Source organism: uncultured Thiodictyon sp. (assembly GCF_903946935.1).
Classification (GTDB): domain Bacteria; phylum Pseudomonadota; class Gammaproteobacteria; order Chromatiales; family Chromatiaceae; genus Thiodictyon.
Genome location: NZ_CAJAXH010000243.1, coordinates 1 through 26,636, shown reverse-complemented (window position 1 = coordinate 26,636; position 26,636 = coordinate 1). Strand labels below are relative to the sequence as shown.

Below are 26,636 nucleotides of genomic sequence, written 5' to 3'. Positions count from 1 at the left end.
ATTCAGACTCATGAGCAGCGTTGAAGAGCGAGTTCGGAAGATCGTCATCGAGCAGTTAAGCGTCAAAGAAGAAGAGGTGACCCTCGAGGCCTCCTTCGTCGACGATCTCGGCGCGGATTCCCTCGATACCGTGGAACTGGTGATGGCCCTCGAAGAGGAATTCGAGACCGAGATCCCTGACGAGGACGCGGAGAAGATCACCACCGTCCAGCAGGCGATCAACTACATCAACGAGCACCTTGGCTGAGGCGCGCTGCTTCGATGACGGAACGGCCGCCGCCCGATGATAAGGACTTCGCGTGCGGCGCTTGCCCGTCAAGTCATTCCGAGCAAGAGGGGTAGGTAATGACAGTCAGAAGGGTCGTGGTCACCGGACTGGGTCTGGTGGCGCCGGTAGGCTTGGACGTCAAATCGTCCTGGAACAATATCCTTGCCGGCAAGAGCGGAATCAAGCCGATCACCCATTTCGACGTGGGACCGTTCAGTACGCGCTTCGGCGGTCCGATCTACGGCTTTGATCCGACCGTCTATGTCTCGGAAAAGGATTCCAAGAAGATGGACAAATTCATCCACTATGGAATGGCAGCCGGCTGCCAGGCCATCGCCGACTCAGGCCTCGTCATCGACGAGTCCAACTGTCGGCGCATCGGGGTGGCCATCGGCTCGGGCATCGGCGGTATCACCGGTATCGAGAACAACTACGAGGCCTATCGTTCAAAGGGGCCGCGTCGGATCTCGCCGTTTTTCGTGCCGGCCAACATCATCAACATGGTCGCGGGGGACCTGTCGATCAAATTTGGGCTCAAGGGGCCGAACTACTCGATCGTCTCCGCGTGCAGCACCGGCAGTCACAATATCGGTGAGGCGGCCATCATGATTCGCCACGGCTATGTGGACGTCATGATCGCCGGCGGCGCCGAGATGGCGACCTCCCCGGTCGGCCTGGGTGGCTTCGCCGCCGCCCGCGCGCTGTCCACCCGCAACGATGACCCGGAGCGCGCCAGCCGCCCCTTCGACAAGGATCGGGACGGTTTCGTGCTCAGTGACGGGGCCGGCGTGGTCGTGTTGGAGGAGTACGAGCGGGCGGTCGCCCGCGGCGCGCCGATCTATGCGGAACTGATCGGGGTCGGGATGAACTCCGACGCCTATCACATGACCGCGCCCTCGGAGAACGGCGAAGGGGCCTCCGAGTGCATGCTGCTGGCCATGAACGATGCCGGCGTGAACCGCGATGAGGTCCACTATATCAACGCCCACGGGACCTCCACCCCGGCCGGCGACGCGGCCGAGACCATGGCCATCAAGCGGGCCTTCGGCGACCTGGCTTATAAGGTCGCGGTGAGTTCCACCAAGTCGATGACCGGGCACATGCTCGGGGCCGCCGGTGGGGCCGAGGCGATCTTTACCATCCTGGCGCTCCGCGATCAGGTCGCCCCGCCCACCATCAACTATGAAACCCCGGACCCGGACTGCGATCTCGACTATGTACCGAATACGGCACGTGAAATGCGTATCGATCTGGCCTTGACCAACTCGTTCGGTTTCGGCGGGACCAACGGGAGCCTCCTCTTCCGTCGCGCCTAAGCGGCCGGAGGTCGGGTGCAGATGGACCCGAGGTCTGCCCCCCCGGACGCTGCAGGACCGCTGCGGGTCCTGATCGACGGGGCCGGGGCGGACGTGGTGCCGATCTGGGATCGGGGCTTGGCCTATGGTGACGGTCTGTTCGAGACCGTCCTGATCCGGGACGGGGCGCCCTGTCAGTGGTCCAGGCATCTGGCCCGTTTGACGCTGGGGTGTACCCGTCTCGGCATCCCGGCACCGCCGGTCGGGCCGCTGGAGGACGAGGTCCGCGACCTGCTCCAGGGCATCGACACTGGGGTACTCAAGGTCCTGATCACCCGGGGGACCGGCGGGCGTGGCTATCGCCCAGCGGCGGACCCCCAACCGCGCCGTGCCCTATTGCTCTATCCGCTGCCTACCTGGCCAGACACCTGGTGTACCGCGGGTGTGAATCTACGCTTTTGCCTGACCCGGGCCTCCCAGAACCGGACCCTGGCCGGCATCAAACATCTCAATCGCTTGGATAGCGTGCTGGCGCGCGCCGAGTGGACCGACCCGGAGATTGCAGAGGGCTTGATGCTCCGGGAGGATGGGCAAGTGATCGGCGGGACCATGACCAACCTGTTTCTCTGGACCGGTACGGCCCTACTGACGCCGGTCCTCGACTTGGCCGGAATCGCCGGCACGGTGCGCGCACTGACCCTGGAGATCGCCAGCCGTCAGGGGCTCGACTGCCGTGAGCGCGACCTGCCGCCGCGTGCATTGCGCGAGGCGCCCGGCCTGTTTGTGACCAACTCGCTGATCGGGGTGTGGCCGGTCCGTCGGCTGGACGGGCGCGACTACGATCTGGGGCGCTTGCCCTGGAGCCTGCTCAAGGCCGTCGCCGCGGCGGCCCGAACCACGGAGTGGCCGTGATGGGACGCGTGCTCGCGGCACTCGCGCTCGGCGTCTGCGTCCTGGCGACTGGGGTCTGGCTCGACTACCAGCGCTTCATCGCCACGCCGGTGCGCATCGGCGAGCCGACCCTGGTGTTCGAGGTCCCGCGGGGCAGCGGCGCGCGCCAGATCGCGGACGCACTGACCGCCCACGGGCTCATCCGCCACCCCTATTATTTCCTTCTGCTCGCCCATCGACGCGGCGACGGCGCCCGCTTCAAGGCCGGAGAATTCGAACTGACCCAAGGCATGACCCCGGGCGCCGTGATTGATCGGCTGGTGTCCGGGCGGGTGATCCAGTACCCCATCACCTTGGTGGAGGGCTGGACCTTCCGTCAGGCGGTGGCGGCGATCCTCGCCGACGGCCATTTCGGTAACGACCTCGCCGATCGGTCCGACGAGTCATTGATGGCCGCCCTGGGTCGCCCCGGAACGCACCCGGAAGGGCGGTTCTTTCCGGACACCTACAGTTTCCCACGACGCACCACCGGGTTGGATGTGCTGCGGCGCGCCGCCAGCCGCATGGACCAGGTACTCGCCGGCGAATGGGCCGGGCGGGCCCCGGGGCTGCCGCTCAAGACCCCCGATGAGGCCCTGATCCTCGCCTCAATCATCGAGAAGGAGACCGGTCTGGCCGCCGAGCGAGCCGAGATCGGCGGGGTCTTCGTGCGACGGCTGAACGCCGGGATGCGGCTCCAGACCGACCCGACAGTGATCTACGGGATGGGTACGCGTTTCGACGGGAACCTGCGCCGCGCGGACCTGCGCGAGGCAACCCCCTACAACACCTATGTCATCGCCGGACTGCCGCCGACCCCGATTGCCCTGCCCGGGCAGGCGGCGATCCACGCCGCCCTGCACCCGGCGGCGGGCGATAGCCTGTATTTCGTCGCCCGGGGCGACGGCGGGCATGTCTTCTCCGCCACCCTGGAACAGCACAATCGGGCAGTGAGCGAGTATCAACTCCGGCGGTCTCACGAATAGCAGCCACCAGAGCCGGTCACGCGGTTCGAGCGGTCTGATTATAAATGGACAGGATTAACAAGATTTCTCAGGATTTACAGGATGCTCTGTGGAGCCGCCTCGCAGCCAATAATCCTGTTAATCTTGCGTAATTCTGTTAATCCTGTCCAATTTCCCGCCGCCGGTTCGACCGCCAGAGTGGTATTAGGATTGCGCTTCGCGGCCCTGGAACGAACAATTGAGTAACCAATTAAGCCAATGACTAAACAAGGGCGTTTCATTACGTTTGAGGGGATCGAGGGGGCCGGCAAGTCATCCCAGATCGCGCCCCTGGCCGACTGGTTGAGCGCACAGGGCCAGCCCGTGGTCACCACCCGCGAGCCGGGGGGCTCGCCGATCGCCGAGCGCATCCGTACACTGCTGCTGGACCGGACCAACACCGGCATGAGCGGGACCGCCGAACTGTTGCTGGTCTTCGCGGCACGGGCCGAACACCTGGCCCAGGCGATTACGCCGGCCCTGAGCGCCGGCACCTGGGTGCTGTGCGACCGTTTCACCGACGCCACCTATGCCTATCAGGGCGGCGGCCGCGGCATCGCTGCCGAGCGTATCGCCATCCTCGAAGACTTGGTCCAGGGAACACTGAGGCCCGACCTGACCCTGGTCTTCGACCTGCCCCCAGCCGTTGGTCTGGCGCGGGCGCGGGGCCGGGGCGAGCCGGATCGCTTCGAGGCGGAACGACTCCACTTCTTCGAGGCCGCCCGCGCGGTCTATCTCGCACGGGCCGCCGCCGCCCCGGGGCGCTATCGGGTGTTGGATGCGACCCAGCCCCTCGCCGAGGTGACGGCGACGGTCATCCGCAGCGTCGCCGAATTGGCTCAGGAAGAAGACGCTTTTTCCTCCGCCGATGAATAGTAATAAATGCACCGACCAATGGCTCACGCCAAGGCGCCAAGCTCGCCAAGAAATACAAGAGGGAAAATCCAGCATCCGGATCACCAGCAGGGTTCATCACCCATCGCCGATCAGTGACCGGAGAACCTTGGCGAACTTGGCGCCTTGGCGTGAGACAACTCCTCTTTCCAGGATGATCAGTCTGCATGACCCAAGCCCCAGTCGATAACGCACTGCTCCCCTGGCTGGAACCGAGCTGGGCGCGGCTGCAGCAGGCGCTGGCGGCGGATCGGCTGCCCCATGCGCTACTGATCGTCGGCGCCCGCGGCTTGGGCAAGCGCCGGTTGGCCGATCTGCTCGCCCGTGCCCTGCTCTGCCCCACCCCGGGCCCGTCGGGACTGCCCTGCGGCGTGTGCCCGGACTGTGAACTCAATGCGGCCGGCAGTCACCCGGACGCGCGACAGGTGGTACCGGACCCGGAGTCCAAATCCGGGGAGATCGCCATCGATGCCATCCGCGAACTCACCGAACGCTCAGGCCTCACCCCGGTGCGCGGGACGCGTAAGCTGGTGCTGATCGATCCGGCGGATCGGATGAACGCCGCCGCCGCCAATGCGCTCCTCAAGACCCTGGAGGAGCCGGCGGGCAACACCCTGCTGCTGCTCATCGCCGAACAGCCCGGCCGGCTCCCGGCGACCATCCGCAGCCGCTGCCAATTGCTCAAACTGGCCGTCCCGCCCGCCGACCAGGCGCTGGCCTGGCTCACCCCGCGGCTCGGCGCCGCGGCACCCCTGCGCCTGCGTCTGGCCTATGGTGCCCCGCTGCGCGCCTGCGCTGAGTTCGACCAGCCGACCCTGGATAACCGCGAGACCTTGGTGCGCGGCCTCATCGGCATCGGCCAGGGCGAACTCGACCCGGTGGCCGCGGCCGCGGCTTGGAACGCGATCGGGACCCGGCTATCATTGGACTGCCTGGCAAGCACTCTCTGTGACCTGCTACGTCTGGCGGTCTCGCCCACACCGCCGCGACTGGCCGATCCGGGGCTCGCCGCACCGCTGGGCGCGCTGGCCCGGCACCTTGACCCTGGCGCCGCCCATCGCTTGCTGCGACGGGTCTTCGAGGCCAGGGGACTGGTGGAGAGCACCGTCAATCCGCTGATGCAGATGGAGTCACTGCTGATCGAATGGGCCCGGATCGCCAAACATTGAGCGCCACGGGCGCCCCGGCGGCCGATCACAGACCACACAAAGGAGCGCGCATCGTGAATTCACCCCTAGCGGGACCATTGGGCGGCGCCGTCGGCGGCCAGCAGCGTATCCTGAGCTTCGCCATCAAGGATAAGGCCGCCCTCTATGCCGCCTTCATGCCGTTCATCCGCAATGGCGGGCTCTTCATCCCCACCACCAAGCGCTACCAACTGGGGGACGAGATCTTCCTGCTGCTCCAATTGATGGATGAGCCCGACCGCATCCCGGTCGCCGGCAAGGTGATCTGGGTCACCCCGCCCGGGGCCGAAGGCAACCGGGCCGTGGGGGTCGGCGTTCAGTTCAGCGAGCAGGACAAGGGCGTGGCCAAACGCAAGATCGAGGAATATCTCGTCGGCCTGCTCACCTCCGAGCGGCCGACGCATACCATGTAGGACACCATGTTCACTGATTCCCACTGTCACCTCGATCGGGTCGACCTGACCCCCTATGAGGGCGACTTCGCCCGGCTGATGGCGGCGACCAGCGCGGCCGGGGTATCCCAGTTGCTGTGCGTCTGCATCGATCTGCCCCACTACGGCGCCCTGCGCGCACTGATCGACCCCTACCCGCAGATTGCGGTATCGGTGGGTGTACACCCCAATGAGACGGCCGGCACCGAGCCCACCGCCGAAGACCTGGTCGCGCTGGCGGCCGACCCGCGCAACGTCGCCATCGGCGAGACCGGGCTCGATTATTTCCGTGGCGAGGGGGACCTGGAGTGGCAGCGCGAGCGCTTCCGTACCCACATCGCCGCCGCGCGCGTCTGTACCAAGCCGCTGATCATCCACACCCGCAACGCCCGGGAGGACAGCATCCGCATCCTGCGTGAGGAGGGGGCGGACGCCGTGGGCGGGGTGCTGCACTGCTTCACCGAGGATTGGGAAACGGCCCGCCAGGGCCTGGACCTGGGTTTCTATGTCTCCTTCTCCGGGATCGTCACCTTCAAGACCGCCGCGGCGCTGCGCGAGGTCGCCCGCCGGGTGCCCCTGGACCGGTTGCTGATCGAGACCGACTCGCCCTATCTCGCCCCCGTCCCCCACCGGGGCAAACCCAACGAACCGCGTTTCGTCTCCCAGGTCGCGGCCTGCCTCGCCGAGGTGCGCGGACTACCGATGGAGGAACTGGCACAAGTCACCAGCGCGAACTATGTCCGCTTGTTCGGGTCGACGCCATAGGAGCAGCCTGCGACCGCGGCGCGCCCCGGCCAGTCATAACCTATCGAAACGATCAGAAATACCCCCGACTGGGGGACGGCACAGGCGGTCCGCATAAATACCGAACCACCCACAACCCGTCGCGGCCTGGGGGCCGCTCCTACGGCGTAGGAGCGGCCCCCAGGTCGCGTGCTGTTAGCTCAACTCGGCCGCAGCCGACAGGTCCCAGAGCGCCGGGGAGTGATAGAGGCGCGACAGCTGCAAGTTGCGCTCGCTCTCCATCTCGCGCGGCAGGTGATCGCCGAAGCGGGTGAACAACTCCTCCTGTTCGTTGGTCTCGTGCCGGGCGACCTCGGTGTTGATGTTGTTGATGGCGGCATAGACGTCCTTGGGGAAGTCCAGCCCGGTCCAGTCCAGGGCGGCATAGTCCGGCACCCAACCCAACGGGCTTTCGATGGCCGAACCGCGGTGATTACAGCGGTCGACGACCCATTTGAGCACCCGCATGTTCTCGCCGTAGCCAGGCCACATGAAGCGCCCGTGCTCGTCCTTGCGGAACCAGTTGACGCGGAAGATGCGCGGCGGGGTGGCGACCATGTGGCGGCCGATGCGCAGCCAGTGACGCCAGTAGTCGGCCATGTTGTAGCCGCAGAAGGGCAGCATGGCCATGGGGTCGCGCCGCATGCCGGACTGACCGATGGCGGCGGCGGTGGCCTCCGAGCCCATGGTGGCGGCCATGTAGACACCGTGCTCCCAGTTGTAGCTCTGGAAGGCCAGCGGGAAGTGCGTGCTGACCCGCCCGCCGAACAGGAAGGCACTCACCGGCACCCCCTGCGGGTTCTCCCACTCGGGGTCGATGCAGGGGCACTGGGAGGCCGGGGCGGTGAAGCGGGCATTGGGGTGGGCGGCCGGGACACCGCAGCCTGGGGTCCAATCCTGCCCCTTCCAGTCGATCAGGTGCTCTGGCGTCTCCTGCGTCAGACCCTCCCACCAGATGTCGCCGTCGTCGGTGAGTGCGCAGTTGGTGAAGATGCAATTGGCATACAGGGTCGCGATCGCATTGGGGTTGGATTCGGGGTTGGTCCCCGGGGCGACGCCGAAGAAACCGGCCTCCGGGTTGATGGCATAGAACCGGCCATCCTTCGGATTGGGCTTGATCCAGGCGATGTCGTCGCCCACGGTGGTGACCTTCCAGCCCTCGAACCCGGCGGGCGGGATCAGCATGGCGAAGTTGGTCTTGCCGCAGGCGCTGGGGAAGGCGGCCGTCACATACTGCTTCTTGCCCTCGGGGGACTCGACCCCGAGGATCAACATGTGCTCGGCGAGCCAGCCCTCGTCGCGGGCCATCACCGAGGCGATGCGCAGGGCCAGGCACTTCTTGCCAAGCAGTGCATTGCCGCCATAACCGCTGCCGTAAGACCAGATTTCCCGGGTGTCCGGGAAGTGGGCGATATATTTGTCCTCGATCCGCGGGGCGCAGGGCCAGGGCACGTCCGCCTCGCCGGCCGCCAGGGGCGCCCCCACCGAGTGCAGACAGGGGATGAATTCGCCGTCCGCACCCAGCGCATCGAGCACGTCCTGTCCCATACGGGTCATGATCCGCTGGTTGGTGACCACATAGGCTGAGTCGGTGATCTGCATCCCGATGTGGGCGATGGGCGAGCCGATCGGCCCCATGCTGAAGGGGATCACATAGAGGGTGCGCCCATGCATCGAACCCCGGAACTGGCGGGTGAGAATCGCCTTCATCTCGCGTGGGGCCTTCCAGTTGTTGGTCGGACCGGCATCCTCCTGCCGCTTGGAGCAGATAAAGGTCCGCTCTTCCACCCGCGCCACGTCGCTCGGATGGGAGCGCGCCAGGAAGCTGTTGGGACGCTTGACGGGGTCGAGCCGGATATAGGTGCCGCTCGCGACCATCTCCTCGCAAAGCCGGTCGTACTCCTGCTGCGAGCCGTCGCACCAGTAGATGCGATCGGGTTCGCACAGTTGGGCCATCTCATCGACCCAGTTGAGGAGTCGGCGGTGGGTGGTGCGCGTGGCGCCATCGTGGGTCTTGGTCATGCGGGAGAATCCTCGCTAGGGCTTAGAATAGAGCGGGTCGGGGCCGCGGACGCGCTGGGGTGGGCTCGGTCGCCGACCGTTACGCACCCCGGCACCCGATCCGGGCGCGAGTTTAAGCCATTCGGGCGCCTCGCCGCGCGGCCAGTCGCGGGCGGCGGCGGAAAACGCCCGTTCACTACACCATCTATCGGAGTGCCAGACCCGTGTCCCTGCCCGACGAACTGACCATCGCCCAGCCCGACGACTGGCACCTGCACCTGCGCGACGGGGCCGCCATGGCGAGCGTGATCGGGCACAGCGCCCGGCAATTTGCCCGCGCCATCATCATGCCGAATTTGCGCCCCCCGGTCACCACCACCGTGGCCGCCCTGGCCTACCGCGAGCGACTGCGCGCTGCACTACCCGCCGGGCACGGATTCGAGCCGCTGATGACACTGTATCTCACCGACCAGACGACGGCAGCGGAGATCGCCACGGCGCGCACGAGCGGTGCGGTGGCGGCCTGCAAGCTCTATCCGGCCGGGGCCACCACCAACTCGCAGGACGGGGTAACCGACCTGGAACGCCTGGGGCCGGTCTTCGCTGCCATGGGCGAGCAGGGCCTAGCGCTGCTGGTGCATGGCGAGGTCACGGACCCCGACGTGGATATCTTCGACCGCGAGGACCGCTTCATCGACGAGCGCCTGGCGCCGCTGGTGGAGCGCTTTCCCGGTCTGCGGGTGGTGTTCGAGCACGTGACCACGACGGCGGCGGTAGCGTTCGTGCGCGGCGGTCCAGCCACCCTGGCCGCGACCATCACGCCACATCATCTGCTGTATAACCGCAACGCCATGCTGGTCGGGGGCATCCGACCGCACCTGTACTGCCTGCCGGTACTCAAGCGCGAGCGCCACCGCCTGGCCCTGGTGGAGGCGGCCGTCAGCGGCCATCCGCGCTTCTTCCTGGGCACCGACAGCGCACCGCACCCCGTGGAGGGCAAGGAGTGCGGCTGCGGCTGTGCCGGGGCCTTCAGCGCGCATGCGGCGCTGGAGTTCTATGCCCAGGCCTTCGCGCAGGCCGATGCTCTGGATCGGCTGGAGGGGTTCGCGAGTCACTTCGGGGCGGACTTCTACGGCCTGCCGCGCAATACCGCCCGGGTGACGCTGCGCCGGGAGCCCTGGGAGATACCGCCAGACTACCCCCTCGGGCCGACCCGTGTAATCCCCATGGGGGCCGGAACGCGCCTCGACTGGCGCCTGCTAGCCGCGGCTCAGTGAGACCCCAATGAATTGTCTCCCGACTTGGCCGGCGCCGGCTTGGCGCCCGCCGGTTTGCCGGAGTCGGGCTTGGACCCGCCCTTGAAGTCCACGTCGTTCCAGATGTCCGCCTGGTCCTGGGACTCGGGGGGGTTGCCGTCATAGACCAGGTTGCGGCGGCGCTGCAGATAGGCATCGCGCAGGAAGACATAGGGGTCCAGCGCGGCATCCTCCAGGATCTCGCCTGCCCCCAGCCGGTCAGCGCGGAAGTCCACCATCCGTAAGCCCGCGAAACCCCAATAGATCTGACCCGTCTTGATGCTGAAGAACGGATCGGTGACGAGGTCGCCGGCAAAGCCGACGGTGTCGCGCAGATCGCTGGGACCGAAGATCGGCAGCATGACATAGGCGCCGGGCGGGAGCCCCCAATAGCCCAGGGTCTGGCCGAAGTCCTCTTTGTAGCTCGGCAGGCCGACATTGGTGGCCACGTCCATGAAGCCCAGGATACCGACGGTGCTGTTGAGCAGGATGCGCCCGACATCGCTGCCGGCACGGTTCAACTTGAACTGCAAGACGTTGTTGACGAACGAGGTGACGTCGTCGATGTTGGCGAAAAAGTTGGTGACGCCGCGGTTGACCGGCTCCGGGGTGATCGCCTTGTAACCCTTGGCCAAGGGCACCATGAATGCCTTGTCGAAGTCAGTGTTGAATCGGAACACGGCACGATTAACCGGCTCGAGCGGGTCACGCGGGTCAGTCAACCGGTTGGGCGCGGAGGCACAACCGGTCAGCAGCGCGGCCATCAACGCCGGGGCGATCACGCGACGGGCACCTGCCCCGGTCTTCCAAAAGCACATCACCGTAAATCCCCCAAGGCCCCAGCGGGCGTGGCTCGTTGAAAAAAGCTCTCGACTTGCCCCGCGCCGAGGCGAAAAAGCTATTTTTTACATAGTATTATCTTGCATGGATGACGGTCGGCGGCGTCCGCCCAGCATCACCGGGGCCTATTGTAATCTTTGCGTCCGTGGCGCTCATGACGATTTCGCGCGCGACGACCGGCCGCCCGCCCAACCCTCCAACTCGCTGCCAGTTTGGCAAGCGCGCGCCGTCCCCGTATGCTGTCGCGATGAACCAAGAACAACCGATGATCCAGGGGATCGCCCGCCGCTTCCGCGGCTTCCTGCCCGTGGTGGTAGACGTAGAAACCGCCGGCTTCGACGCCCAGCGCCACGCCTTGTTGGAAATCGCGGCGGTCATCATCCGCATGCGCCCGGACGGAACCGTGGAGCCCTCCGCCCCAATCGCGGCCCATGTCCTGCCGTTCGTGGGCGCCGAGATCGACCCCCGCGCGCTGGCCTTCAACGGCATCGTCCCCGACCACCCATTCCGCGACGCCATCGCCGAGCACGAGGCGCTGGTCCGCATCCTCAACCCGATCCGCAAGGCCGTGGCCTCCACCGGCTGCAACCGCGCCATTTTAGTGGGTCACAACGCACACTTCGACCTGAGTTTTCTGGCGGCGGCAGTGGAACGCACCGGCTACAAACACAATCCGTTCCATTCATTCAGCGTCTTCGACACCGTGAGCCTGGCCGGGCTGATGTTCGGCCAGACGGTACTGGCCAAGGCGGCCAAGGCGGCCGGACTCGGCTGGCAGAACAGCGAGGCCCACTGCGCGGTCTATGACGCGGAACAGACCGCGCGCCTGTTCTGCACCATCGTCAACCGCTGGCAGGCATTGGACGAGACCCGCTTCTGGCGCAACCCCGAGGAGGGTTGAGGCGCTCGGAGCCGCGAGGTCAACGCGATTGATCCATCTTGGAAAATTCATTATCACGCCAAGGCGCCAAGCTCGCCAAGGCGGTTCAGTTACTGACCAGCATTGGGCCGTTCACTCGGCAACTAATCTGCAGAATTCACCCGTCCTATTGTCTTTCTTGGCGAGCTTGGCGCCTTGGCGTGAGCAATTCCCGGACTTCGGTGCAACGCCGGTTCAGCCCTGCGACGCAGCCTTGGCGACGGCCGCCGCCATCATCTGCTTGAGTTCGCCGCTGGCGTGCAACTCCAGGGTGATGTCGCAGCCCCCGACCAGTTCGCCCCCGATATAAATTTGGGGGAAGGTGGGCCAATCCGCATATCGCGGCAGGTTTTGGAAGACCTCCGGGTCATCCAGCACGTTGACATAGTCGAAGGGGACACCGCACTCCTTGAGCGCCGTCGCCGCCCGCATCGAGAACCCGCACTGCGGAAACTGGGGCGTGCCCTTCATGTAGATGACGATCGGGCTGTGCTTGACCTGCCCATCGATCCGCGCCAAAACATCCATCCGATACCTCGCGTGGTGTGATTGTTGAACTGCAAGTAATCGGGACGGATCGGGGGTTTTCAACCGCTCTCTTTAGGTTCATCGTTCGGGGTGGTGCGGCATCATACCGACGCGCTCGCCTCCTCGTGCCGCACCTCACGGTCGACAATGGCGGCCACCACCAGGTCGCCCCAGACATTGATGGCGGTGATAGGGTAGTCGAAGAAGCGGTCGACGACCAGATAGAGTGCCAGATAGGTCTGCGGCAGACCGAGCAGGTTGAGCATAAAGGCCATCATGGCGATGCCGCCGCCCGGAATACCGGCGGTGCCGGCGGAGGAGGCCATGGTGAGCAGGACGATATAGATGGTCTGGAGCAGACTGAGGTCCGCACCGGCCAATTGCGACATGAAGATCAACAGGATGGACTGATACAGGGCTGAACCGTGCATATTGAGCGTGGCGCCCAGCGGCAGCGTGAGGCTGGTGACCCGTTCGCTGATCCCGGCGGCCTCCAGTGCGCGCTTGGAGACCGGGTAGGTGGCGTTGCTGGAGGCAGTGGAGAGCGCGGTGAGCAACGGTTCGCGACAGGCGATCACGAATGGCCAGGGCGGGCGCCCGGCGCGCGCGCGATACAGCGCCGGCAGGATCACCACGGCATGCAGCAACGCCGCCAGTCCGACGGCCCACACAAAGCTGCGCAGTTGAAAGACCCCGGCCCAATCCATGGTCGCGAGGCCCGCATAGACCAGGGCCGCGACACCCACCGGGGCCAGCACCAGGGCCGCGCCTAAGCTCTGCATCAGCAATGCGTCCAGGGCATGGGCGCCGCCGAGCAGGGTCGCGCGGTGGCCGGCCGCAATGCGCCTGGAGGCCAGTGCCGCCAGGACCGCAATGAAGACGATATGTAGCACGTTGCCGGCCGCTAGCGAGGCGAACATGTTGCTGGGAATAAAGTTACTGACCAGTCGCTCCACGCTGAAGTCGGCGGTGCTCGGCGCCACGGGCGGCAGGTCCAGCAGTCCGGGCGTGACCCCCTGCGAAAAGCCCAGGCCGAGCGCGGTACCGATGGCGGCGGCGATGGCGGTGGTGACCAGGTAATAGAGCAGCGCCCGCCCGCCGATTTGACGCAGTTCGGTCCCGCCGGCCAGTGAGGCATAGATTGAGACCAGGATCAGGGGCAGGATCAGTAGCTTCAGCACCGAGACGAAGACCTGGCCCAACCAGGCGACATAGGGCGCGCCGGCCGGGAACAGCACCGCGAGTAGGATGCCAAGCACGAGGCCGACCGGCACTGAATAGAATTTGCGTTTATTCGCGTTCATTTGCGGCTAATACTCCTTATCAGGTCCACCCCAGCCGCCGCACATTTCGCTCCACCTCGTCCTGGTCACTGTAATAGACCTTGAGTTCATTGCGGTCGATATAGCGCTCGTGACCCTTGCCGGCGATGAGCGCCACCCAGGGTTCATCTGCCGGACGCTGCGCCAACAGATCGAATAGACGCGCGACCGCCTGTGGCCGGTCTACCACCACCTCCCTGCCCTCCCGCGGCATCCCTTGAAGAATATCCGCGATGATCCGCTCGGGGTCTTCGTGGCGTGGATTGTCCGAGGTGACGATGGCGTGGTCCGAGTGACGCGCGACCGCCTCACCCATCAGCGGACGCTTACCGTGGTCGCGGTCGCCGCCACAGCCGAACAGGGTGATGACGCGTTGCCCGGGAAACCCGGTGCGGATCGCACGCAAGATGGTGTCGAGCGCGTCCGGGGTGTGGGCGAAGTCGATGACGATGGTCCGGTTGCCGATGGTGCGGCACTCGAAACGCCCATCCACCGGATGCAGGTGGCGCCAGTCTTCGCGCGGACCCGGGCCCAGGACCCCATCCGCCAGCGCGGTCGCCAGGGCATAGTTCAGGCGGTTGTGTTCCAGCGCCAGGAAGGGCTGGGCGCTGATCGCCTCAACCCCCAGGGATGCCGCGCCCAAGACCTCGATGGGTATCCGCGATTCGCCCTGCGCCGCCAGTCGCCCCGCTACCGAGTGGCTGGTGCAGTAGAGTCGGCCGCCGTCCTGAATCAGGTCCAGGATGCGCGCCTTGGCGGCGAAATAGCCGGCCTCGCCACCGTGATAGTCCAGGTGGTCCTGGGTGAAATTGGTCCAGCCGGCGTTCATCAGTGGCAGGCCATGGGCGCGGCCCTGGTCCAGCGCGTGGCTGCTGATCTCCATCGCCACGACGTCACAGCGCGCCTGCTGCGCATGCAGCAGGCGGCGCAGTTCGATCTGGGGCGGCGAGGTGAAACCGGTCGCCGCCAGCGGTTGCCCGTCGAGCGACACCCCGAGGGTGCCGACACTGAGCACCCGTTGCCCATTGGCGGCCAGGATCGACTCCAGATATTTCACCGTCGTGGTCTTGCCGTTGGTCCCGGTCACACCGATGAAGCGCAGTGCATCGGGCTGCAATGGATAGACCAGGTCACAGCAGCGCCCCACCACGTCGGGCCATTCGCCGGGCCGGGTCACATAGATACACTTGAATGGCAGCCGATCGAAGCAATCGAGCGGCCGGTTGGTCACGAGGACCGCGAATGGGCTCGCCGCCAGATAGCGCTCAAAGACCTCGGCATCGCTGCGCCCATCGTCAAAACGCTGAAAAAACAGGATGGAGCCAGGCCCGCAGGCATCCGCTCGCCACTGGATGTCGGTGAGGGCCGGCCCGCCCGGCGGCTCATGCCGCCAGGCGAAGTCCAGGGTCGAGAGCAACTGCGAGAGCGGGTCGGAGGGCATAGCGATCGCCGATTGGTGATTGGTGATTGGTGCGATGGTACAGCAAGCCCTTAGGATAGCATCCCTGGTGTCAGGTCCCGACATCCGGTGCCAGGCCTTGATCGGTTCGGAGCGCCTGACACCGGCGTGACACCGCTGAGGAGATTGTGAAAGTATTCGCGGCGTGCCCGGCGTAGCCCGGATGGAGCGCCAGCGGAATCCGGGTGCGGCATCGCGGGCAACCGAAAGATCGGTAACTTACCGCAGAACCCTGGATTCCGCTGCCGCTGCATCCAGGCTACGGGAAACCGCTCAGTGCAATACTTGCCCAATCGCTGGGGCGCTGTCACGCCGGAGTCATTCCGGCCCTTAAAGCATCCCCAGGGTCCGCGGCAACCACAGCGACAGGGCCGGCCAATAGGTGATCATCATCAGAAACACCAGCATGGTCAGCAGCCAGGGGAAGCAAGCGATGCTGGTCTCGGTGAGCCCCATGCGCGCGATCCCGCTGGCCACATAGAGGTTGAGCCCCACCGGCGGGGTGATCATGCCGACCTCCATATTCACCGTGATCATCACGCCGAAATGGATCGGGTCGATCCCCAGGGCCATCGCCACCGGGAACAACACCGGCGCGGTGATAAGGATCACCGAGGTCGGCTCCATGATGTTGCCGGCCACCAGTAGCAGGACATTGACCGCCGCCAGGTAGCCGATCTGTCCGAAGCCGGTGTCCACCATCCATTGGGCGATCTGTTGCGGGATATCCTCATAGGTGAGTAGATAGGCAAACAGGACCGCGTTGGTGATGATGTAGAGCAGCATCGCCGACATGTTGGCCGAGTCCAACAGCACCTTGGGGACCCGACTCAAGGGCATATCCTTATAGACGAAGACCGCGATCACAAAGGCATAGACTGCACTGACGGCCGCCGCCTCGGTCGGGGTGAAGGCGCCTGAGTAGATCCCGCCCATGACGATCACGATCAGCAAGAGCCCCCAGACCGACTTGCGGAAGGCACGCCAGCGCGTGGCCCAGTCCGCCCGTGGCTGGCGTGGGTAGTGATTGCGACGGGCAATCCACCAGGTGGTGACCCCGAGCATGAAGGCGAGCGCGATCCCGGGGACGATGCCGGCGATGAAGAGCGCACCCACCGAGCTGCTGGTGGAGACCGCGTACATCACCATGACGATGGAGGGCGGGATCAGGATGCCCAGGCCGCCGGCGGTCGCGATGGTGCCGACCCCGAAGCGCATCGGGAAGCCCTGCTTGACCATCGAGGGCAGCAGGATGGAGCCGATCGCCACCACCGTCGCTGGCGAGGACCCGGAGACGGCGGCGAACAGTGCGCAGGCAAACACCGCCGAGAGCCCCAGGCCCCCGTGATAATGCCCGACCACGCTGGAGGCGAAGTCGATCATGCGCCTGGCGACCCCGCCGTGGGTCAGAAAGTTCCCCGCCAGGATGAAGAAGGGGATCGCCATGATCTCGAACTTCTCGATCCCGGTGAACAGCTTGAGCGCCACCGATTCGATCGGCACCGAGGTCATGGTAAACAGATAGGTGAGCACCGTGAGCCCCAGCGCGATGGACACCGGCATACCGGTGACCATCAGGATCAGCAGCAGCGCGAAGATGATCAGTGCAGTCATGACCGCCCCCCCGTGGTCCCCGCCCCATCGCGGCCTTGCCCATCATCCCCCAGGTGGCCGCCATGCAGATGTTCGCGCTCCTCGCTGAGCGTTATGGCCTCGCCGAGGAATACCGGCTCCTGGCGGCCGGCCGCCTGCGCCGCCTCCACCTCATCCTCCAGGCCCTCGACATGGGCGTGATCGGCATGCGGCAGTTCACCGGTCCGGTAGAATGACCAGGCGACCTGCAGGAAGCGAAAGCACATGAGATAGGAGCCGAGCGGAATCGCCAGATAGACGATCCACACCGGCACCTCCAGGTCGGGTGAGGTGGCATTGGTATGGGCCATCTTCCAGACGAAGCTGGCGCCGAAGCTGCCGACCATCCCGGTAAAGAGCGCCCCGGCGAAGAGCCCGAAGAGTACAAATTTGGCGCGCAGCCCCTCGCGCAGGTTATTGATCAGCACGTCCACGCCGACATGGATGCCGGTGCGCACCCCATAGGCCGCCCCGAACTTGGCCATCCACACGAACATATAGATGCACAGCTCCTGGGCCCAGCTCAGATTGAACTTGAAGAGCCAGTCATAGGCGGTGTCCCAGCCCCAGGCATTCGCCAGGCCCAGGCTATAGCGGTGCAGCACCGCGGTGAAGATGAGCAGGGTGGCGGCCCCGATGAGGAAGGCGATCAGCCATTCCTCCAGGCGATCCAGGATTCTTAGCATCGTGTCCTCCGGCGGGCCGGGGTCATGCCCCGGCCTTCTTGGTCGATCTGGCTCAGAGCTTGCTGATGTCGCTGCCGGTCGCCTGGTAGATGGACTGGATCAGCCCCTTGCCGACCCGCGCCTCCATCTTGCGATGAACCGGCGCCAAGGCCTTTTTCCAGGCGGTCTTCTGCTCGGGGGTGAGCGCGATGATCTCGCTCTTGCCACTCGCCTTGACCTTGGCCAGGGCCTCGACGTTCTCCTGCTTGGCAATCTCATTGGCATAGACGGTCGCCTCGGCCATGGCCTCTTCCAGGGCGCTACGGATATCCGCCGGCAGACCATCCCAGAAGGCCTTATTGACGATCACCGCGTAGCCCAGATAGCCGTGATTGGAGTCGGTGACGAACTTCTGGACCTCGTACATCTTCTGCGTATAGAGGTTGGAGGGCGGGTTCTCGGTGCCGTCCACCACGCCGGTCTGGAGCGCCTGATAGACCTCGCCGAAGGGGATCACCTGGGGATCGGCGCCCAGCGCGCGCATCTGCGCCTCCAACACCTTGGATGACTGGATGCGCATCTTCTGCCCGCGGAAGTCCTTGACCTCGTGCAGCGGCTTATTGGCGCTCATCACCTTGAATCCGTTATCCCAGAAGGCCAGACCCAGGACCCCCTTGTCCGCCAACTTGGCGAGCAATGCCTGGCCCACTGGACCCTGGGTCACCCGGTGGAGTTGGTCATAATCGTCAAAGAGATAGGGTAGATCGAAGACCTCGAACTCCTTGACCCCGAGCGGCCCGAACTTGGCGAGCGACGGGGCCAGCATCTGCACTGCACCGAGTTGCAGGTTCTGCATCTCATCCTTGTCGCCAGCCAGGGTGCTGTTGGGATAGACGCTCACCTCCACGCGGCCCTTGGTCTTCTCCTTGGCCAGTTGGGCGAACCGCTCGGCGGCCTTCCCCTTGGGGGTGTCGGCGGCCACTACATGGCTGAATTTGATGACGATGGGTTCATCGGCCTGAACGGCCAATGTACACAGCAGGCATAGGAGGCCGATGACGATCGAACCTGGTTTCATGATGGTCAGTCTCCGCAGTCGTGGGAATCTGTTGTCTGGCAGCCGCCGGGGTCGGCGACCCAGGGAGTTTGAACCAGACGGTCCCCTTTGACTAGCCGGCAGGCGCCAAAACGCCGATGACCGAACGGCCGGCGCGCGGCGGACGCGGAAACTCAGTGCCAGGCTTGCGGCCAAGGTTCAAACCTTAAACCCATCAAGCGTTGCGGCGAACTCCCGCGCGCGACGCGGGACCGGAATCAGACGAATATGGCCTCTCCCTGGCGGCGGCAGACGCTCAGGCCGCAGCGCGCTTGGGCGTACTCGGCGCCTCTTCCAGACTGGCCTCGAAGGCGTCGTTGACGCGGTCGCGCAGCTCCTTGCCGGGTTTGAAATGGGGGACATGCTTGCCGGCCAGTGCGACCGAATCGCCGGTCTTGGGGTTACGGCCCATCCGCGGCGGGCGAAAGTGCAGCGAGAAGCTGCCGAAGCCGCGGATCTCGATGCGTTCGCCGTTCGCCAGCGCCCCGCTCATGCGGTCGATGACCTTACGCACGGCCTCCTCCACATCCTTGTAAGGCAGGTGATCCTGCTCGGCGGCCAGCACATCGATCAGCTCGGATTTTGTCATGGTGTCAATCCTCTGAAGGGAAAGGGGGACCGGAGTGGCATCAGGACATGCCAGAGGAAGCCGAGCGGCCCCCCCTGGCGATGCCTAATGAGGTCCGACGCGCATCAGTCGCGCCCGGCCTCTTCCATCTGCTCTCTCAGGAGGTCGCCCAGGGTCGTTGCGCCGCCGGAGATATCGCGGGCATAGCCCTTGATCGCCTGCTGCTCCTCTTCCTGATCCTTGGCCTTGATGGAGAGCGAAATGGTGCGGTTCTTGCGATCCACGCCCATGAACTTGGCCTCGATCTCGTCGCCGAGCTTGAGCACCGCGCGGGCATCCTCGACCCGGTCGCGCGAGATCTCGGAGGCCCGCAGATAGCCCTCGACCCCATCGCCGAGCGAGATGGTGGCACCCTTGGCGTCGAGCTCGGTGATGGCACCGATGACGACGCTGCCCTTCTCGTGGATGGCCACGAAGCTGGAGAACGGATCGCGGTCGAGCTGCTTGACGCCGAGCGAGATACGCTCGCGCTCCGGGTCCACCGACAGCACCACGGTCTCCAACTCGTCGCCCTTCTTGTAGCGGCGCAGGGCCTGCTCGCCGGGCTCGTCCCAGGAGATGTCCGACAGATGCACCAGGCCGTCGATGCCGCCGTCCAGACCGATGAAGATACCGAAATCGGTGATCGACTTGATCTTGCCGGAGACGTGATCGCCCTTCTTGTGGGTGACGCCGAACTCGTCCCAGGGATTCATCGCGCACTGCTTGATGCCGAGCGAGATGCGACGACGCTCCTCGTCGATGTCCAGCACCATGACCTCCACCTCGTCGCCCAGGTTGACGACCTTGCTGGGGTGGATGTTCTTGTTGGTCCAGTCCATCTCGGAGACGTGTACAAGGCCCTCGACGCCCTCTTCGATCTCCACAAAGCAGCCGTAGTCCGCAATGTTGGTGACCTTACCGAAGACCCGGGTGTGCTCGGGATAGCGACGCGAGATGTTGACCCAGGGGTCCTCGCCCATCTGCTTGAGGCCCAAGGAGACCCGCTGACGATCGCGGTCGAACTTGAGGACCTTGACCTGGATCTCCTGACCGATCTCGACCACCTCGGCCGGGTGCTTGACGCGACGCCAGGCCATATCGGTGATGTGCAGCAGGCCGTCGATGCCGCCCAAGTCCAGGAAGGCGCCGTAGTCGGTGAGGTTCTTGACCACACCGGTGACCTCCTGCCCCTCTTCCAGGTTCTTGAGCAGCTGGTCACGCTCGGCGCTGTATTCCTCTTCCACCACCGCGCGGCGCGAAACCACCACGTTGTTGCGCTTGCGGTCCAGCTTGATGACCTTGAATTCCTGCTCCTTGCCTTCCAGGTAGGTGGTGTCGCGCACCGGGCGCACATCCACCAGGGAGCCGGGGAGGAAGGCCCGCACGGTGTCCAACTCGACCGTGAAGCCGCCCTTGACCTTGCCGTTGATCAGACCCTTGACCGTATCGCCGGCGGCGAACGCCTTCTCCAGATAGTCCCAGGCCGCAAAGCGCTTGGCCTTTTCGCGGGACAACCGGGTGACACCGAAACCGTCTTCGACGGCATCGAGCGCGACCTGCACCTCGTCGCCGACGGCCACCTCGAGCTGGCCATCGGGACCGATGAATTGGCTCTTGGGGATCACGCCCTCGGACTTGAGGCCGGCATTGACCACCACGCTGTCGTTGGTGATCTCCACCACCGTACCGATGACGATGGTACCGGGCTGGAGTTGGGTAGCACTCAGACTCTGTTCGAATAAATCAGCAAAGCTTTCGGTCATGGGAACTGTTTACCTGGGAGAGGCACGCTGTCCCGTCCCTTCCGGGGCGGGGGGGAAGTGTGTTAAACATCAGACCGGAGCGCACCGCGCCGGCCCGCTAGACGGTGGCCCGGGTTGACCCGGGCACACCCTTGAAGCCGCCGCCGAATCATTCGGCAGCCACCTCATGGACCTGATCGGGGAAGACGCGCCTCACCTCTTCCACGACCAGGTCAAATACATCATTGATCGACAGGGCGGTGGAATCGACCATCACCGCGTCTGCCGCCGCCCGCAGCGGGGCCACCGCCCGGTTGCGATCACGCGCATCCCGTTCGGCGATCTCCTCCACAAGGGCCGGAAGGTTAGCATCCAGGCCCTTTTCTCTCAACTGTTTATATCGACGCTCGGCACGCACCTGCGCACTGGCGTCGAGAAACACCTTGAGCCCCGCCCGCGGGAACACCACGGTCCCCATGTCGCGGCCATCCGCCACCAGCCCCGGGGGGCACGCCTGACGCCGCTGCCACTCCAACAGGGCCGCGCGGACCCCAGGGTGGACGGCCACGCGGGAGGCGGCCATGCCGGCCGTCTCGGTGCGGATCGCATCGCCCAAGTCAGCCCCATCGAGCAACACCCGGCCGCCCACGAAACTCACCCCCAGATTGCCGGCCAGCGCGGCGAGTGCCGGGGCGTCGTCCAGGTCGATCCCGCGCCGCGCGGCGGCCAGGCCCAGCACCCGATAGAGTGCCCCGCTGTCCAGGCACTGCCAGCCCAGGCGCGCGGCGAGCAGCACCGCCAGGGTCCCCTTGCCGGTCCCCGAGGGTCCGTCGATGGTGACGACCGGGACCAGGTCGGCGGCCGTCATACCCAAGACTCCTCGATCGCGAGGCCGGCCGCGGCGGCCAGCCGGGCAAACCCGGGGAAGGAGGTCTCCACATTCGCACAATCGTGGATCTCGATCGGCCCGGCCGCACGCAGCCCCGCCATCGCAAAGGACATGGCGATCCGGTGATCGCCGTGGGCCGCGATGGTCCCGGAGCCGATCGCCCCGCCGACGATGCGGATGCCGTCCGGCCTTGGCTCGGCCGCGATCCCCAGCGTTGCCAGACCCGCGGCCATCACCGCGATGCGGTCGCTCTCCTTGACCCGCAACTCCTCGGCCCCGGTGAGTACCGTCTCACCCGCGGCGCAGGCGGCGGCGATGAACAGCGCCGGGAACTCGTCGATAGCCAGCGGCACCTGGTCCACCGGGATCGCGATCCCGCGAAGGGGCGCCGCGCGCACCCGCAGGTCGGCCAGCGGCTCGCCCGCGGCGGTGCGCTCGCCCGAAAGCTCGATATCCGCACCCATGGCACGCAGGATGTTGATCACCCCTAGGCGCGTCGGGTTGATGCCGACCCCCGTGAGCGTCAGGTCCGAACCCGGGGCGATGCTCGCCCCCACCAGAAAAAAGGCGGCGGAAGAGATATCCGCCGGGACCTGGAGCCGGCCGCCGATGAGCCGCCCGCCCCCTGATCCTGAGCCAGTCAGGCAGACCCGTGGACCCTGGCGGCACACCGGATAACCGAAACCGGCGAGCATCAACTCGGTGTGGTCGCGGGTCGGCGCCGGCTCGGTGATACAGGTTTCGCCCGCGGCATAGAGCCCGGCCAGCAGCAGGCTGGACTTGACCTGGGCGCTCGCCACCGGCAGCCGGTAATCGAGCCCGGTAAGCCCCGCCACCGGGTGGATGTGCAGCGGCGCGGTGCCGGTCGCGCTGGCCTCGATGTGCGCCCCCATGAGCGCCAGCGGCTCGGTGACCCGCCGCATGGGCCGCCGCGAGAGCGAGTCATCGCCGGTCAGGGCAGTCGCAAAGCACTGCCCGGCCAGGAGTCCCGCCAGCAGGCGCATGGAGGTCCCCGAGTTGCCCATCTCCAGCGGACCGTCCGGGGCGCGCAGACCGCGCAGCCCCACCCCGTGGATCAGCACCCGACCCGCGTCAGGCCCCTCGATCGCAACCCCCAGGCGACGAAAGGCGCGCAGGGTAGCGAGCGCGTCGGCGCCCTCCAGAAAGCCCTCGATGTGCGTGTCGCCCTCGGCAATGGCCCCGAGCATGATCGCACGGTGTGAGATCGACTTGTCCCCCGGCACCCGCAAACGCCCGCGCAGGCCGCCCCCAGCCGCGTCGGGCCGGACCAGAAATCGAAGGTCAGGGGGTAAAGCCAAGGGTGCTCCGGGGCCGCGTTGGTGGGGGGGTTGGAAAAGCCAGCCATTCTAGCCCCGCGGGCACTCACGGGTAAACCCGAAAGTCCGCGGCCTCCGCTTGCCGAGTCAACGGTTTATCGACGCGCGACCAACAGCGCCGTAGAATCGCCGTCCTAGCGCCCCGCGCACCCCGCAACCTGAGACCCCCCACGGTAGAACAACGCAACGCCGCGCGCCGCGGCGGACTCATGGAATTTCAACGACTCCCGGAATGACAATCACCATGGCGACCACGCAAAGCATCACCGAAAAACAACGACGCTGGCTCAAGGGTGAGGCCCACTCACTCAAACCCGTGGTCATGGTCGGCCAGGCCGGTCTCACGGCCGGGGTGCTGGCCGAACTCGACCTGGCCTTGAGTCACCACGAACTCCTCAAGGTCAAGGTCGCCGCCGGGGACCGCGAAGTCCGCGACGCCATCATCGCCCCCCTGGTCGAGCACAGCGGGGCGACGCTGGTGAACCGCATCGGCAACATCGCCGTGCTCTACCGGGCGAACCCCAAGAAGCCCAGCCCGCTCGCCTTGCCGGCCGTCTGAGCCGAGCCGCCGCCCATGACCGGCCTGCGCGAGAAGCTGGCACTGCACGGGTTCGAGTCGAACGACGACTACGAATTCCAGGTGCGTTGCCTGCTCGATAGCCCGATCCGCACCCTGCGTACGCTCGCGATCGAGGGCGATTCGGAGCGCCGCAAGACCGCCTTCGCCACCGCGCTCGCCCGCGCACTGGATTTCCCCCATCGCCTGTATCTGGACTTCACCGAGGCCCACCCCGCCCCGCCGGACCTGATCCTGCCGCTGGCCGAGGACGAACTGGGGCGCACCGAGCCACCCATCGACCCCCTGGACCAGGTGGTGAGCGAGGCCTGCGCCCAGAGCGAGGGCGAGCCTACGGTGTTGATCCTGGACCAGTTGCAGGCGGCCGATTTCCGCGAGCACATCCGCATCCACCGCCTGATCGCGGATTGCTTCTGGGAGGTGCGCGGCGGGCGTTATTACGCCAACCCGCGTCATCTGCTGCTGTTTCTGATCTCCGAGTCACCCCTCTATCACGCGCTGCAAAAAACCAGCTTCCGGGTCTGGATCGGCCGCGTATCCGAACACCCCATCGAGTTTCTGCCCCCGGACTTCGGGCTGGACGCGGCGGCCCAACCGCTATTCGACGCGCTGGCAGCGCTCTTCCGCGCCCTGGGCAGCGTCCCCACCCGCAGCGAGTTCGCACACATCCTCACCGACCTGCAACTGCATGTGCGCACCGCGGAGCACTTGCGCCTCAGCTTGTATGGTCGGGCGGAGGGGATCGCCCGAGAGGCGCTCGCGGCACCCGGCCTCACCGCCCCCCTGGACGCGGTCATCGAGGCCGCTCAGACCCTGCTTGTCTCCGAGCATATTGAGCTGCGCGGGGACTGACGCGTTCGCGTCGACCTGTCAATAGAGCCCCTCCCGCGATCCCCGGTGACTGGGGCCGCTCTCAGCGGTCTTGGCAGCCGGCGTTGTCCGGCCAATCGCAGACCTGCAACTCGGCATTGAATTCGAGCCCCGCTGGACACTCGAAGTAGTGGGCCACGCCCCAATCGCACTTACAAAACGATGTGCAACTATCGGGATTTGGCAGATGGAGTGAAAATTCGCCGTTGGTGGCTGGGCAGGTAACCTTCTCACAGCCCTTCTTGTCCTCGTCGGCGGCCTGCGCCATGGCCATGAAGCTCAGAACCAGGGCGGCGGCGAGCGTGCCGCGGATCGGGTGGCGGAACACAGTCATTATTGTTTCTCCAGCGGTACGATTTGAGTGCCCAACGGCTTTTCCGGGAACTTGAAGCCCAGGTAGGTCGAATTACTGATCCCCATTAAGACCAGCAATGAATCGGAGAATTCAGGCATTGAAATACCAGTCGCTACATCGGAAATGAATATCACGCCGAGGATACCCGTCCAGATCACCGTTTGCAGGCGCGGGAAACTCATCCCGGTACCACCGTCGCAGATATCGCGAAAGAATCCCCGTGGTCGCACGGTTGGCGGTGCTAGCAGCCTGTCGGACTTGATGGCGTAACCGATTGATTAAAAAGGAAAACGACTTTTTGGCGCAAAAGAGGAAACTCTTTGCATTCAATCGGTTGCATCACTAAGTCCGACAGCCTGCTAGTAGCGCAGCCAAACGCACCTCAATGGGTTGCCGCCCAACCCGGTCGTCCTCGGGGAGTGCCTTGAGCTGATCTTCAAGCTTGGCGATCTCCGCCGCCTTGGTGCCATCCCCGATGACCAATGCACCCAACCCGGTCGCCCCGCTGATTCCCAACAAGATCAGTACCTGGTCCGGGATATGCTCAATTAGCCCGGTGTTGAGCCAGACACCCACAAAGGTGAGAACCACCAGCAGCCCCCAAAACGCCATTTGGCTCTTGCCAAGACTGTAGGTGCCATCGCGAAAGTCGCGCAGTGCGCTCCTATCGCGAATAAGCCACCAGTACAGCACCCCGAAAATCACCAAGCCTGCCACCAAGGTGCCATTCATCTTGCCCTTGGTCGTCACGGAGAACTTCAATTCATCGGTGGCAACGGGTAGCGCTGCTGAGGAACCGATCGCCAATGTGATCGGAAATGTCATCAGATATCCATCGTGTTGCTTTGCGAGCAGCTTCTTCCATTCGCCGCGACTGTCATTGCTCTCTGGATCGCGTGACAGACGGAACGAAAGAATGAGATCTCCGGCACCGTTCTGCGTGGCCAAGGGCTCACCGATGCTCTTCATGACGACATCATCGAGGACGAGCAGAACGCCGGTCGCCTTGGAATTGGTGACGGCCAGCCGATGGTTGCCTGCGACCTTCACCTGAACGGTGTCCCCCATCTTGAACTCCCGCTGCGGTTCGACCAAGCGCGCGGTCGCGCGTTGCTCCGCATTTTTCACTGCTGGTGCGACCTCGGCATTTGCCTTGGCGTCAGCTCCCGCCTGTTGCTCGGACACCGCCCCCGTTGGCGCAACAGCAGGCCCCTGCGCTGTGGCGACTCCCATCTCAACCGACAACACCGCCAATAGCAAACCCAACGCCAACGTACGCATAGGAAGCGCTCCTCTTTCAACATTTTCTCGAAACATCTCGTGACTCTCCAAGCGCCTTGGGGCTTTCCGAATTTCCCGGGGCATCGATCAGAGCTCCACCCAACCAACCTTTCGCAGTTCCGGTGAGTAGCTCACGCTTAACCGACGGGGTCTTCCCCTGCAAGGGACGCGGCGCTTTACCACGCGCAATAACGTCCGAGCAAATCAAGCCCGAAAGGCGGCGCGCCGCCTTATGACTTGGTACGTCAGCACCGCGCCGGTAGCGAGACGGATGGGGTCACGAGACGGATGGGGTCAGGTCTTGACTTGTGCCTCGCCGCCACGCTGAGGTCCACCACGGACGATCTTGCTGATACGCGAGTGGTGCAGCCCGAAGTAGTCGCCAATTTCCTGCATTGTATACCCGCCGCTGGCGTAGGCGGCCTT

Annotated in this window: 27 protein-coding genes; 12 read left to right on the top strand and 15 right to left on the bottom strand. The window is 65.2% G+C overall.

Going from position 1 to position 26,636, the window contains the following annotated elements:
• The first annotated feature begins 10 nt into the window (after positions 1 to 10).
• From acpP to QZX93_RS21390, 8 genes are all read left to right on the top strand, one after another.
• Positions 11 to 247 carry an acyl carrier protein gene (gene acpP, locus QZX93_RS21425; protein ID WP_295390270.1) on the top strand — a complete coding sequence of 79 codons (237 nt, stop codon included), beginning with the start codon at positions 11 to 13 and terminating at the stop codon, positions 245 to 247.
• Positions 248 to 345: 98 nt separating this feature from the next.
• Positions 346 to 1,584 carry a beta-ketoacyl-ACP synthase II gene (fabF, locus tag QZX93_RS21420; RefSeq protein WP_295390268.1) on the top strand — a complete coding sequence of 413 codons (1,239 nt, stop codon included), beginning with the start codon at positions 346 to 348 and terminating at the stop codon, positions 1,582 to 1,584.
• A 21-nt stretch (positions 1,585 to 1,605) separates the two neighbouring features.
• Positions 1,606 to 2,475 (top strand): aminodeoxychorismate lyase, encoded by an 870-nt coding sequence (pabC, locus tag QZX93_RS21415; RefSeq protein ID WP_295390266.1) that lies wholly within the window; start codon positions 1,606 to 1,608, stop codon positions 2,473 to 2,475.
• The gene (gene mltG, locus QZX93_RS21410; RefSeq protein ID WP_295390264.1) at positions 2,475 to 3,479 is read left to right on the top strand and encodes an endolytic transglycosylase MltG; all 1,005 of its coding nucleotides are present in this window, start codon (positions 2,475 to 2,477) and stop codon (positions 3,477 to 3,479) included. The genes pabC and mltG overlap by 1 nt, the downstream gene beginning before the upstream one ends.
• 237 nt (positions 3,480 to 3,716) lie before the next feature.
• On the top strand, positions 3,717 to 4,373 hold the full coding sequence (tmk, locus tag QZX93_RS21405) for a dTMP kinase (RefSeq protein ID WP_295390261.1): 657 nt from the start codon (positions 3,717 to 3,719) through the stop codon (positions 4,371 to 4,373).
• Positions 4,374 to 4,558: 185 nt separating this feature from the next.
• Positions 4,559 to 5,560 (top strand): DNA polymerase III subunit delta', encoded by a 1,002-nt coding sequence (holB, locus tag QZX93_RS21400; protein ID WP_295390258.1) that lies wholly within the window; start codon positions 4,559 to 4,561, stop codon positions 5,558 to 5,560.
• Positions 5,561 to 5,613: 53 nt separating this feature from the next.
• Positions 5,614 to 5,991: a PilZ domain-containing protein gene (locus tag QZX93_RS21395; RefSeq protein WP_295390256.1), complete on the top strand. Its 378-nt coding sequence runs from the start codon at positions 5,614 to 5,616 to the stop codon at positions 5,989 to 5,991.
• 6 nt (positions 5,992 to 5,997) lie between these two features.
• Positions 5,998 to 6,774 carry a TatD family hydrolase gene (locus QZX93_RS21390; protein WP_295390254.1) on the top strand — a complete coding sequence of 259 codons (777 nt, stop codon included), beginning with the start codon at positions 5,998 to 6,000 and terminating at the stop codon, positions 6,772 to 6,774.
• A gap of 174 nt (positions 6,775 to 6,948) precedes the next feature.
• Here the strand turns inward: QZX93_RS21390 and QZX93_RS21385 are convergent, their stop codons facing one another.
• Positions 6,949 to 8,814 (bottom strand): phosphoenolpyruvate carboxykinase (GTP), encoded by a 1,866-nt coding sequence (locus QZX93_RS21385; protein WP_295390252.1) that lies wholly within the window; start codon positions 8,812 to 8,814, stop codon positions 6,949 to 6,951.
• A 203-nt stretch (positions 8,815 to 9,017) separates the two neighbouring features.
• Between QZX93_RS21385 and pyrC the strand changes: the two genes are divergently transcribed.
• Complete coding sequence (gene pyrC / locus QZX93_RS21380; protein ID WP_295390250.1) at positions 9,018 to 10,070, top strand: dihydroorotase; 1,053 nt, start codon at positions 9,018 to 9,020, stop codon at positions 10,068 to 10,070.
• Here pyrC and QZX93_RS21375 read toward each other — a convergent pair.
• Entirely contained in the window at positions 10,064 to 10,906 is an 843-nt protein-coding gene (locus QZX93_RS21375; protein ID WP_295390248.1) for a VacJ family lipoprotein, read from the bottom strand. The genes pyrC and QZX93_RS21375 overlap by 7 nt on opposite strands.
• A 269-nt stretch (positions 10,907 to 11,175) precedes the next feature.
• Here QZX93_RS21375 and rnt point away from each other — a divergent pair, with 269 nt between their 5' ends.
• Positions 11,176 to 11,829 (top strand): ribonuclease T, encoded by a 654-nt coding sequence (rnt, locus tag QZX93_RS21370; protein WP_295390245.1) that lies wholly within the window; start codon positions 11,176 to 11,178, stop codon positions 11,827 to 11,829.
• Positions 11,830 to 12,042: 213 nt separating this feature from the next.
• Here rnt and grxD read toward each other — a convergent pair whose 3' ends face one another.
• From grxD to aroA, 10 genes are all read right to left on the bottom strand, one after another.
• Complete coding sequence (gene grxD, locus QZX93_RS21365) at positions 12,043 to 12,375, bottom strand: Grx4 family monothiol glutaredoxin (RefSeq protein WP_295390242.1); 333 nt, start codon at positions 12,373 to 12,375, stop codon at positions 12,043 to 12,045.
• A gap of 101 nt (positions 12,376 to 12,476) precedes the next feature.
• Positions 12,477 to 13,679, bottom strand: coding sequence for a dicarboxylate/amino acid:cation symporter (locus QZX93_RS21360; protein WP_295390240.1), 1,203 nt, complete (start codon positions 13,677 to 13,679; stop codon positions 12,477 to 12,479).
• Between the two features lie 19 nt (positions 13,680 to 13,698).
• Positions 13,699 to 15,138 (bottom strand): UDP-N-acetylmuramoyl-L-alanyl-D-glutamate--2,6-diaminopimelate ligase, encoded by a 1,440-nt coding sequence (locus QZX93_RS21355; protein ID WP_295390239.1) that lies wholly within the window; start codon positions 15,136 to 15,138, stop codon positions 13,699 to 13,701.
• Between the two features lie 348 nt (positions 15,139 to 15,486).
• A complete protein-coding gene (locus QZX93_RS21350; protein ID WP_295390236.1) occupies positions 15,487 to 16,770 on the bottom strand; it encodes a TRAP transporter large permease in 1,284 nt (427 codons plus the stop codon).
• On the bottom strand, positions 16,767 to 17,474 hold the full coding sequence (locus tag QZX93_RS21345) for a TRAP transporter small permease (protein WP_295390234.1): 708 nt from the start codon (positions 17,472 to 17,474) through the stop codon (positions 16,767 to 16,769). The genes QZX93_RS21350 and QZX93_RS21345 overlap by 4 nt, the downstream gene beginning before the upstream one ends.
• Before the next feature lie 52 nt (positions 17,475 to 17,526).
• Complete coding sequence (locus tag QZX93_RS21340; RefSeq protein ID WP_295390233.1) at positions 17,527 to 18,531, bottom strand: TRAP transporter substrate-binding protein; 1,005 nt, start codon at positions 18,529 to 18,531, stop codon at positions 17,527 to 17,529.
• A gap of 274 nt (positions 18,532 to 18,805) precedes the next feature.
• A complete protein-coding gene (locus QZX93_RS21335) occupies positions 18,806 to 19,138 on the bottom strand; it encodes an integration host factor subunit beta (RefSeq protein ID WP_295390231.1) in 333 nt (110 codons plus the stop codon).
• Positions 19,139 to 19,242: 104 nt separating this feature from the next.
• Positions 19,243 to 20,922: a 30S ribosomal protein S1 gene (gene rpsA / locus QZX93_RS21330; protein ID WP_295390229.1), complete on the bottom strand. Its 1,680-nt coding sequence runs from the start codon at positions 20,920 to 20,922 to the stop codon at positions 19,243 to 19,245.
• 148 nt (positions 20,923 to 21,070) lie between these two features.
• Positions 21,071 to 21,769, bottom strand: a complete 699-nt coding sequence (gene cmk, locus QZX93_RS21325; RefSeq protein WP_295390227.1) for a (d)CMP kinase — start codon at positions 21,767 to 21,769, stop codon at positions 21,071 to 21,073.
• On the bottom strand, positions 21,766 to 23,109 hold the full coding sequence (gene aroA / locus QZX93_RS21320) for a 3-phosphoshikimate 1-carboxyvinyltransferase (protein WP_295390224.1): 1,344 nt from the start codon (positions 23,107 to 23,109) through the stop codon (positions 21,766 to 21,768). The genes cmk and aroA overlap by 4 nt, the downstream gene beginning before the upstream one ends.
• Positions 23,110 to 23,371: 262 nt before the next feature.
• On the opposite strand from aroA, the gene yhbY reads away from it, so the two are divergent.
• Entirely contained in the window at positions 23,372 to 23,686 is a 315-nt protein-coding gene (gene yhbY / locus QZX93_RS21315; RefSeq protein ID WP_295390221.1) for a ribosome assembly RNA-binding protein YhbY, read from the top strand.
• A 15-nt stretch (positions 23,687 to 23,701) separates the two neighbouring features.
• A complete protein-coding gene (locus QZX93_RS21310) occupies positions 23,702 to 24,556 on the top strand; it encodes a hypothetical protein (RefSeq protein WP_295390218.1) in 855 nt (284 codons plus the stop codon).
• Between the two features lie 61 nt (positions 24,557 to 24,617).
• Here QZX93_RS21310 and QZX93_RS21305 read toward each other — a convergent pair whose 3' ends face one another.
• From QZX93_RS21305 to QZX93_RS21295, 3 genes are all read right to left on the bottom strand, one after another.
• Positions 24,618 to 24,908 (bottom strand): carbohydrate-binding module family 14 protein, encoded by a 291-nt coding sequence (locus QZX93_RS21305; protein WP_295390215.1) that lies wholly within the window; start codon positions 24,906 to 24,908, stop codon positions 24,618 to 24,620.
• Positions 24,908 to 25,111, bottom strand: coding sequence for a hypothetical protein (locus tag QZX93_RS21300; protein ID WP_295390214.1), 204 nt, complete (start codon positions 25,109 to 25,111; stop codon positions 24,908 to 24,910). The genes QZX93_RS21305 and QZX93_RS21300 overlap by 1 nt, the downstream gene beginning before the upstream one ends.
• Positions 25,112 to 25,271: 160 nt before the next feature.
• Entirely contained in the window at positions 25,272 to 26,246 is a 975-nt protein-coding gene (locus QZX93_RS21295; protein ID WP_295390213.1) for a hypothetical protein, read from the bottom strand.
• Between the last annotated feature and the right edge of the window lie 390 nt (positions 26,247 to 26,636).

Excerpts from the sequence above, each read along its gene's own strand:
- acpP (WP_295390270.1), top strand. The coding sequence starts at position 11 with ATGAGCAGCGTTGAAGAGCGAGTTCGGAAGATCGTCATCGAGCAGTTA.
- fabF (WP_295390268.1), top strand. The coding sequence starts at position 346 with ATGACAGTCAGAAGGGTCGTGGTCACCGGACTGGGTCTGGTGGCGCCG.
- pabC (WP_295390266.1), top strand. The coding sequence starts at position 1,606 with ATGGACCCGAGGTCTGCCCCCCCGGACGCTGCAGGACCGCTGCGGGTC.
- mltG (WP_295390264.1), top strand. The coding sequence starts at position 2,475 with ATGGGACGCGTGCTCGCGGCACTCGCGCTCGGCGTCTGCGTCCTGGCG.
- tmk (WP_295390261.1), top strand. The coding sequence starts at position 3,717 with ATGACTAAACAAGGGCGTTTCATTACGTTTGAGGGGATCGAGGGGGCC.
- holB (WP_295390258.1), top strand. The coding sequence starts at position 4,559 with ATGACCCAAGCCCCAGTCGATAACGCACTGCTCCCCTGGCTGGAACCG.
- QZX93_RS21390 (WP_295390254.1), top strand. The coding sequence starts at position 5,998 with ATGTTCACTGATTCCCACTGTCACCTCGATCGGGTCGACCTGACCCCC.
- QZX93_RS21385 (WP_295390252.1), bottom strand. The coding sequence starts at position 8,814 with ATGACCAAGACCCACGATGGCGCCACGCGCACCACCCACCGCCGACTC.
- QZX93_RS21375 (WP_295390248.1), bottom strand. The coding sequence starts at position 10,906 with ATGTGCTTTTGGAAGACCGGGGCAGGTGCCCGTCGCGTGATCGCCCCG.
- rnt (WP_295390245.1), top strand. The coding sequence starts at position 11,176 with ATGAACCAAGAACAACCGATGATCCAGGGGATCGCCCGCCGCTTCCGC.
- grxD (WP_295390242.1), bottom strand. The coding sequence starts at position 12,375 with ATGGATGTTTTGGCGCGGATCGATGGGCAGGTCAAGCACAGCCCGATC.
- QZX93_RS21360 (WP_295390240.1), bottom strand. The coding sequence starts at position 13,679 with ATGAACGCGAATAAACGCAAATTCTATTCAGTGCCGGTCGGCCTCGTG.
- QZX93_RS21355 (WP_295390239.1), bottom strand. The coding sequence starts at position 15,138 with ATGCCCTCCGACCCGCTCTCGCAGTTGCTCTCGACCCTGGACTTCGCC.
- QZX93_RS21350 (WP_295390236.1), bottom strand. The coding sequence starts at position 16,770 with ATGACTGCACTGATCATCTTCGCGCTGCTGCTGATCCTGATGGTCACC.
- QZX93_RS21345 (WP_295390234.1), bottom strand. The coding sequence starts at position 17,474 with ATGCTAAGAATCCTGGATCGCCTGGAGGAATGGCTGATCGCCTTCCTC.
- QZX93_RS21340 (WP_295390233.1), bottom strand. The coding sequence starts at position 18,531 with ATGAAACCAGGTTCGATCGTCATCGGCCTCCTATGCCTGCTGTGTACA.
- QZX93_RS21335 (WP_295390231.1), bottom strand. The coding sequence starts at position 19,138 with ATGACAAAATCCGAGCTGATCGATGTGCTGGCCGCCGAGCAGGATCAC.
- rpsA (WP_295390229.1), bottom strand. The coding sequence starts at position 20,922 with ATGACCGAAAGCTTTGCTGATTTATTCGAACAGAGTCTGAGTGCTACC.
- cmk (WP_295390227.1), bottom strand. The coding sequence starts at position 21,769 with ATGACGGCCGCCGACCTGGTCCCGGTCGTCACCATCGACGGACCCTCG.
- yhbY (WP_295390221.1), top strand. The coding sequence starts at position 23,372 with ATGGCGACCACGCAAAGCATCACCGAAAAACAACGACGCTGGCTCAAG.
- QZX93_RS21310 (WP_295390218.1), top strand. The coding sequence starts at position 23,702 with ATGACCGGCCTGCGCGAGAAGCTGGCACTGCACGGGTTCGAGTCGAAC.
- QZX93_RS21305 (WP_295390215.1), bottom strand. The coding sequence starts at position 24,908 with ATGACTGTGTTCCGCCACCCGATCCGCGGCACGCTCGCCGCCGCCCTG.
- QZX93_RS21300 (WP_295390214.1), bottom strand. The coding sequence starts at position 25,111 with ATGAGTTTCCCGCGCCTGCAAACGGTGATCTGGACGGGTATCCTCGGC.
- QZX93_RS21295 (WP_295390213.1), bottom strand. The coding sequence starts at position 26,246 with ATGTTTCGAGAAAATGTTGAAAGAGGAGCGCTTCCTATGCGTACGTTG.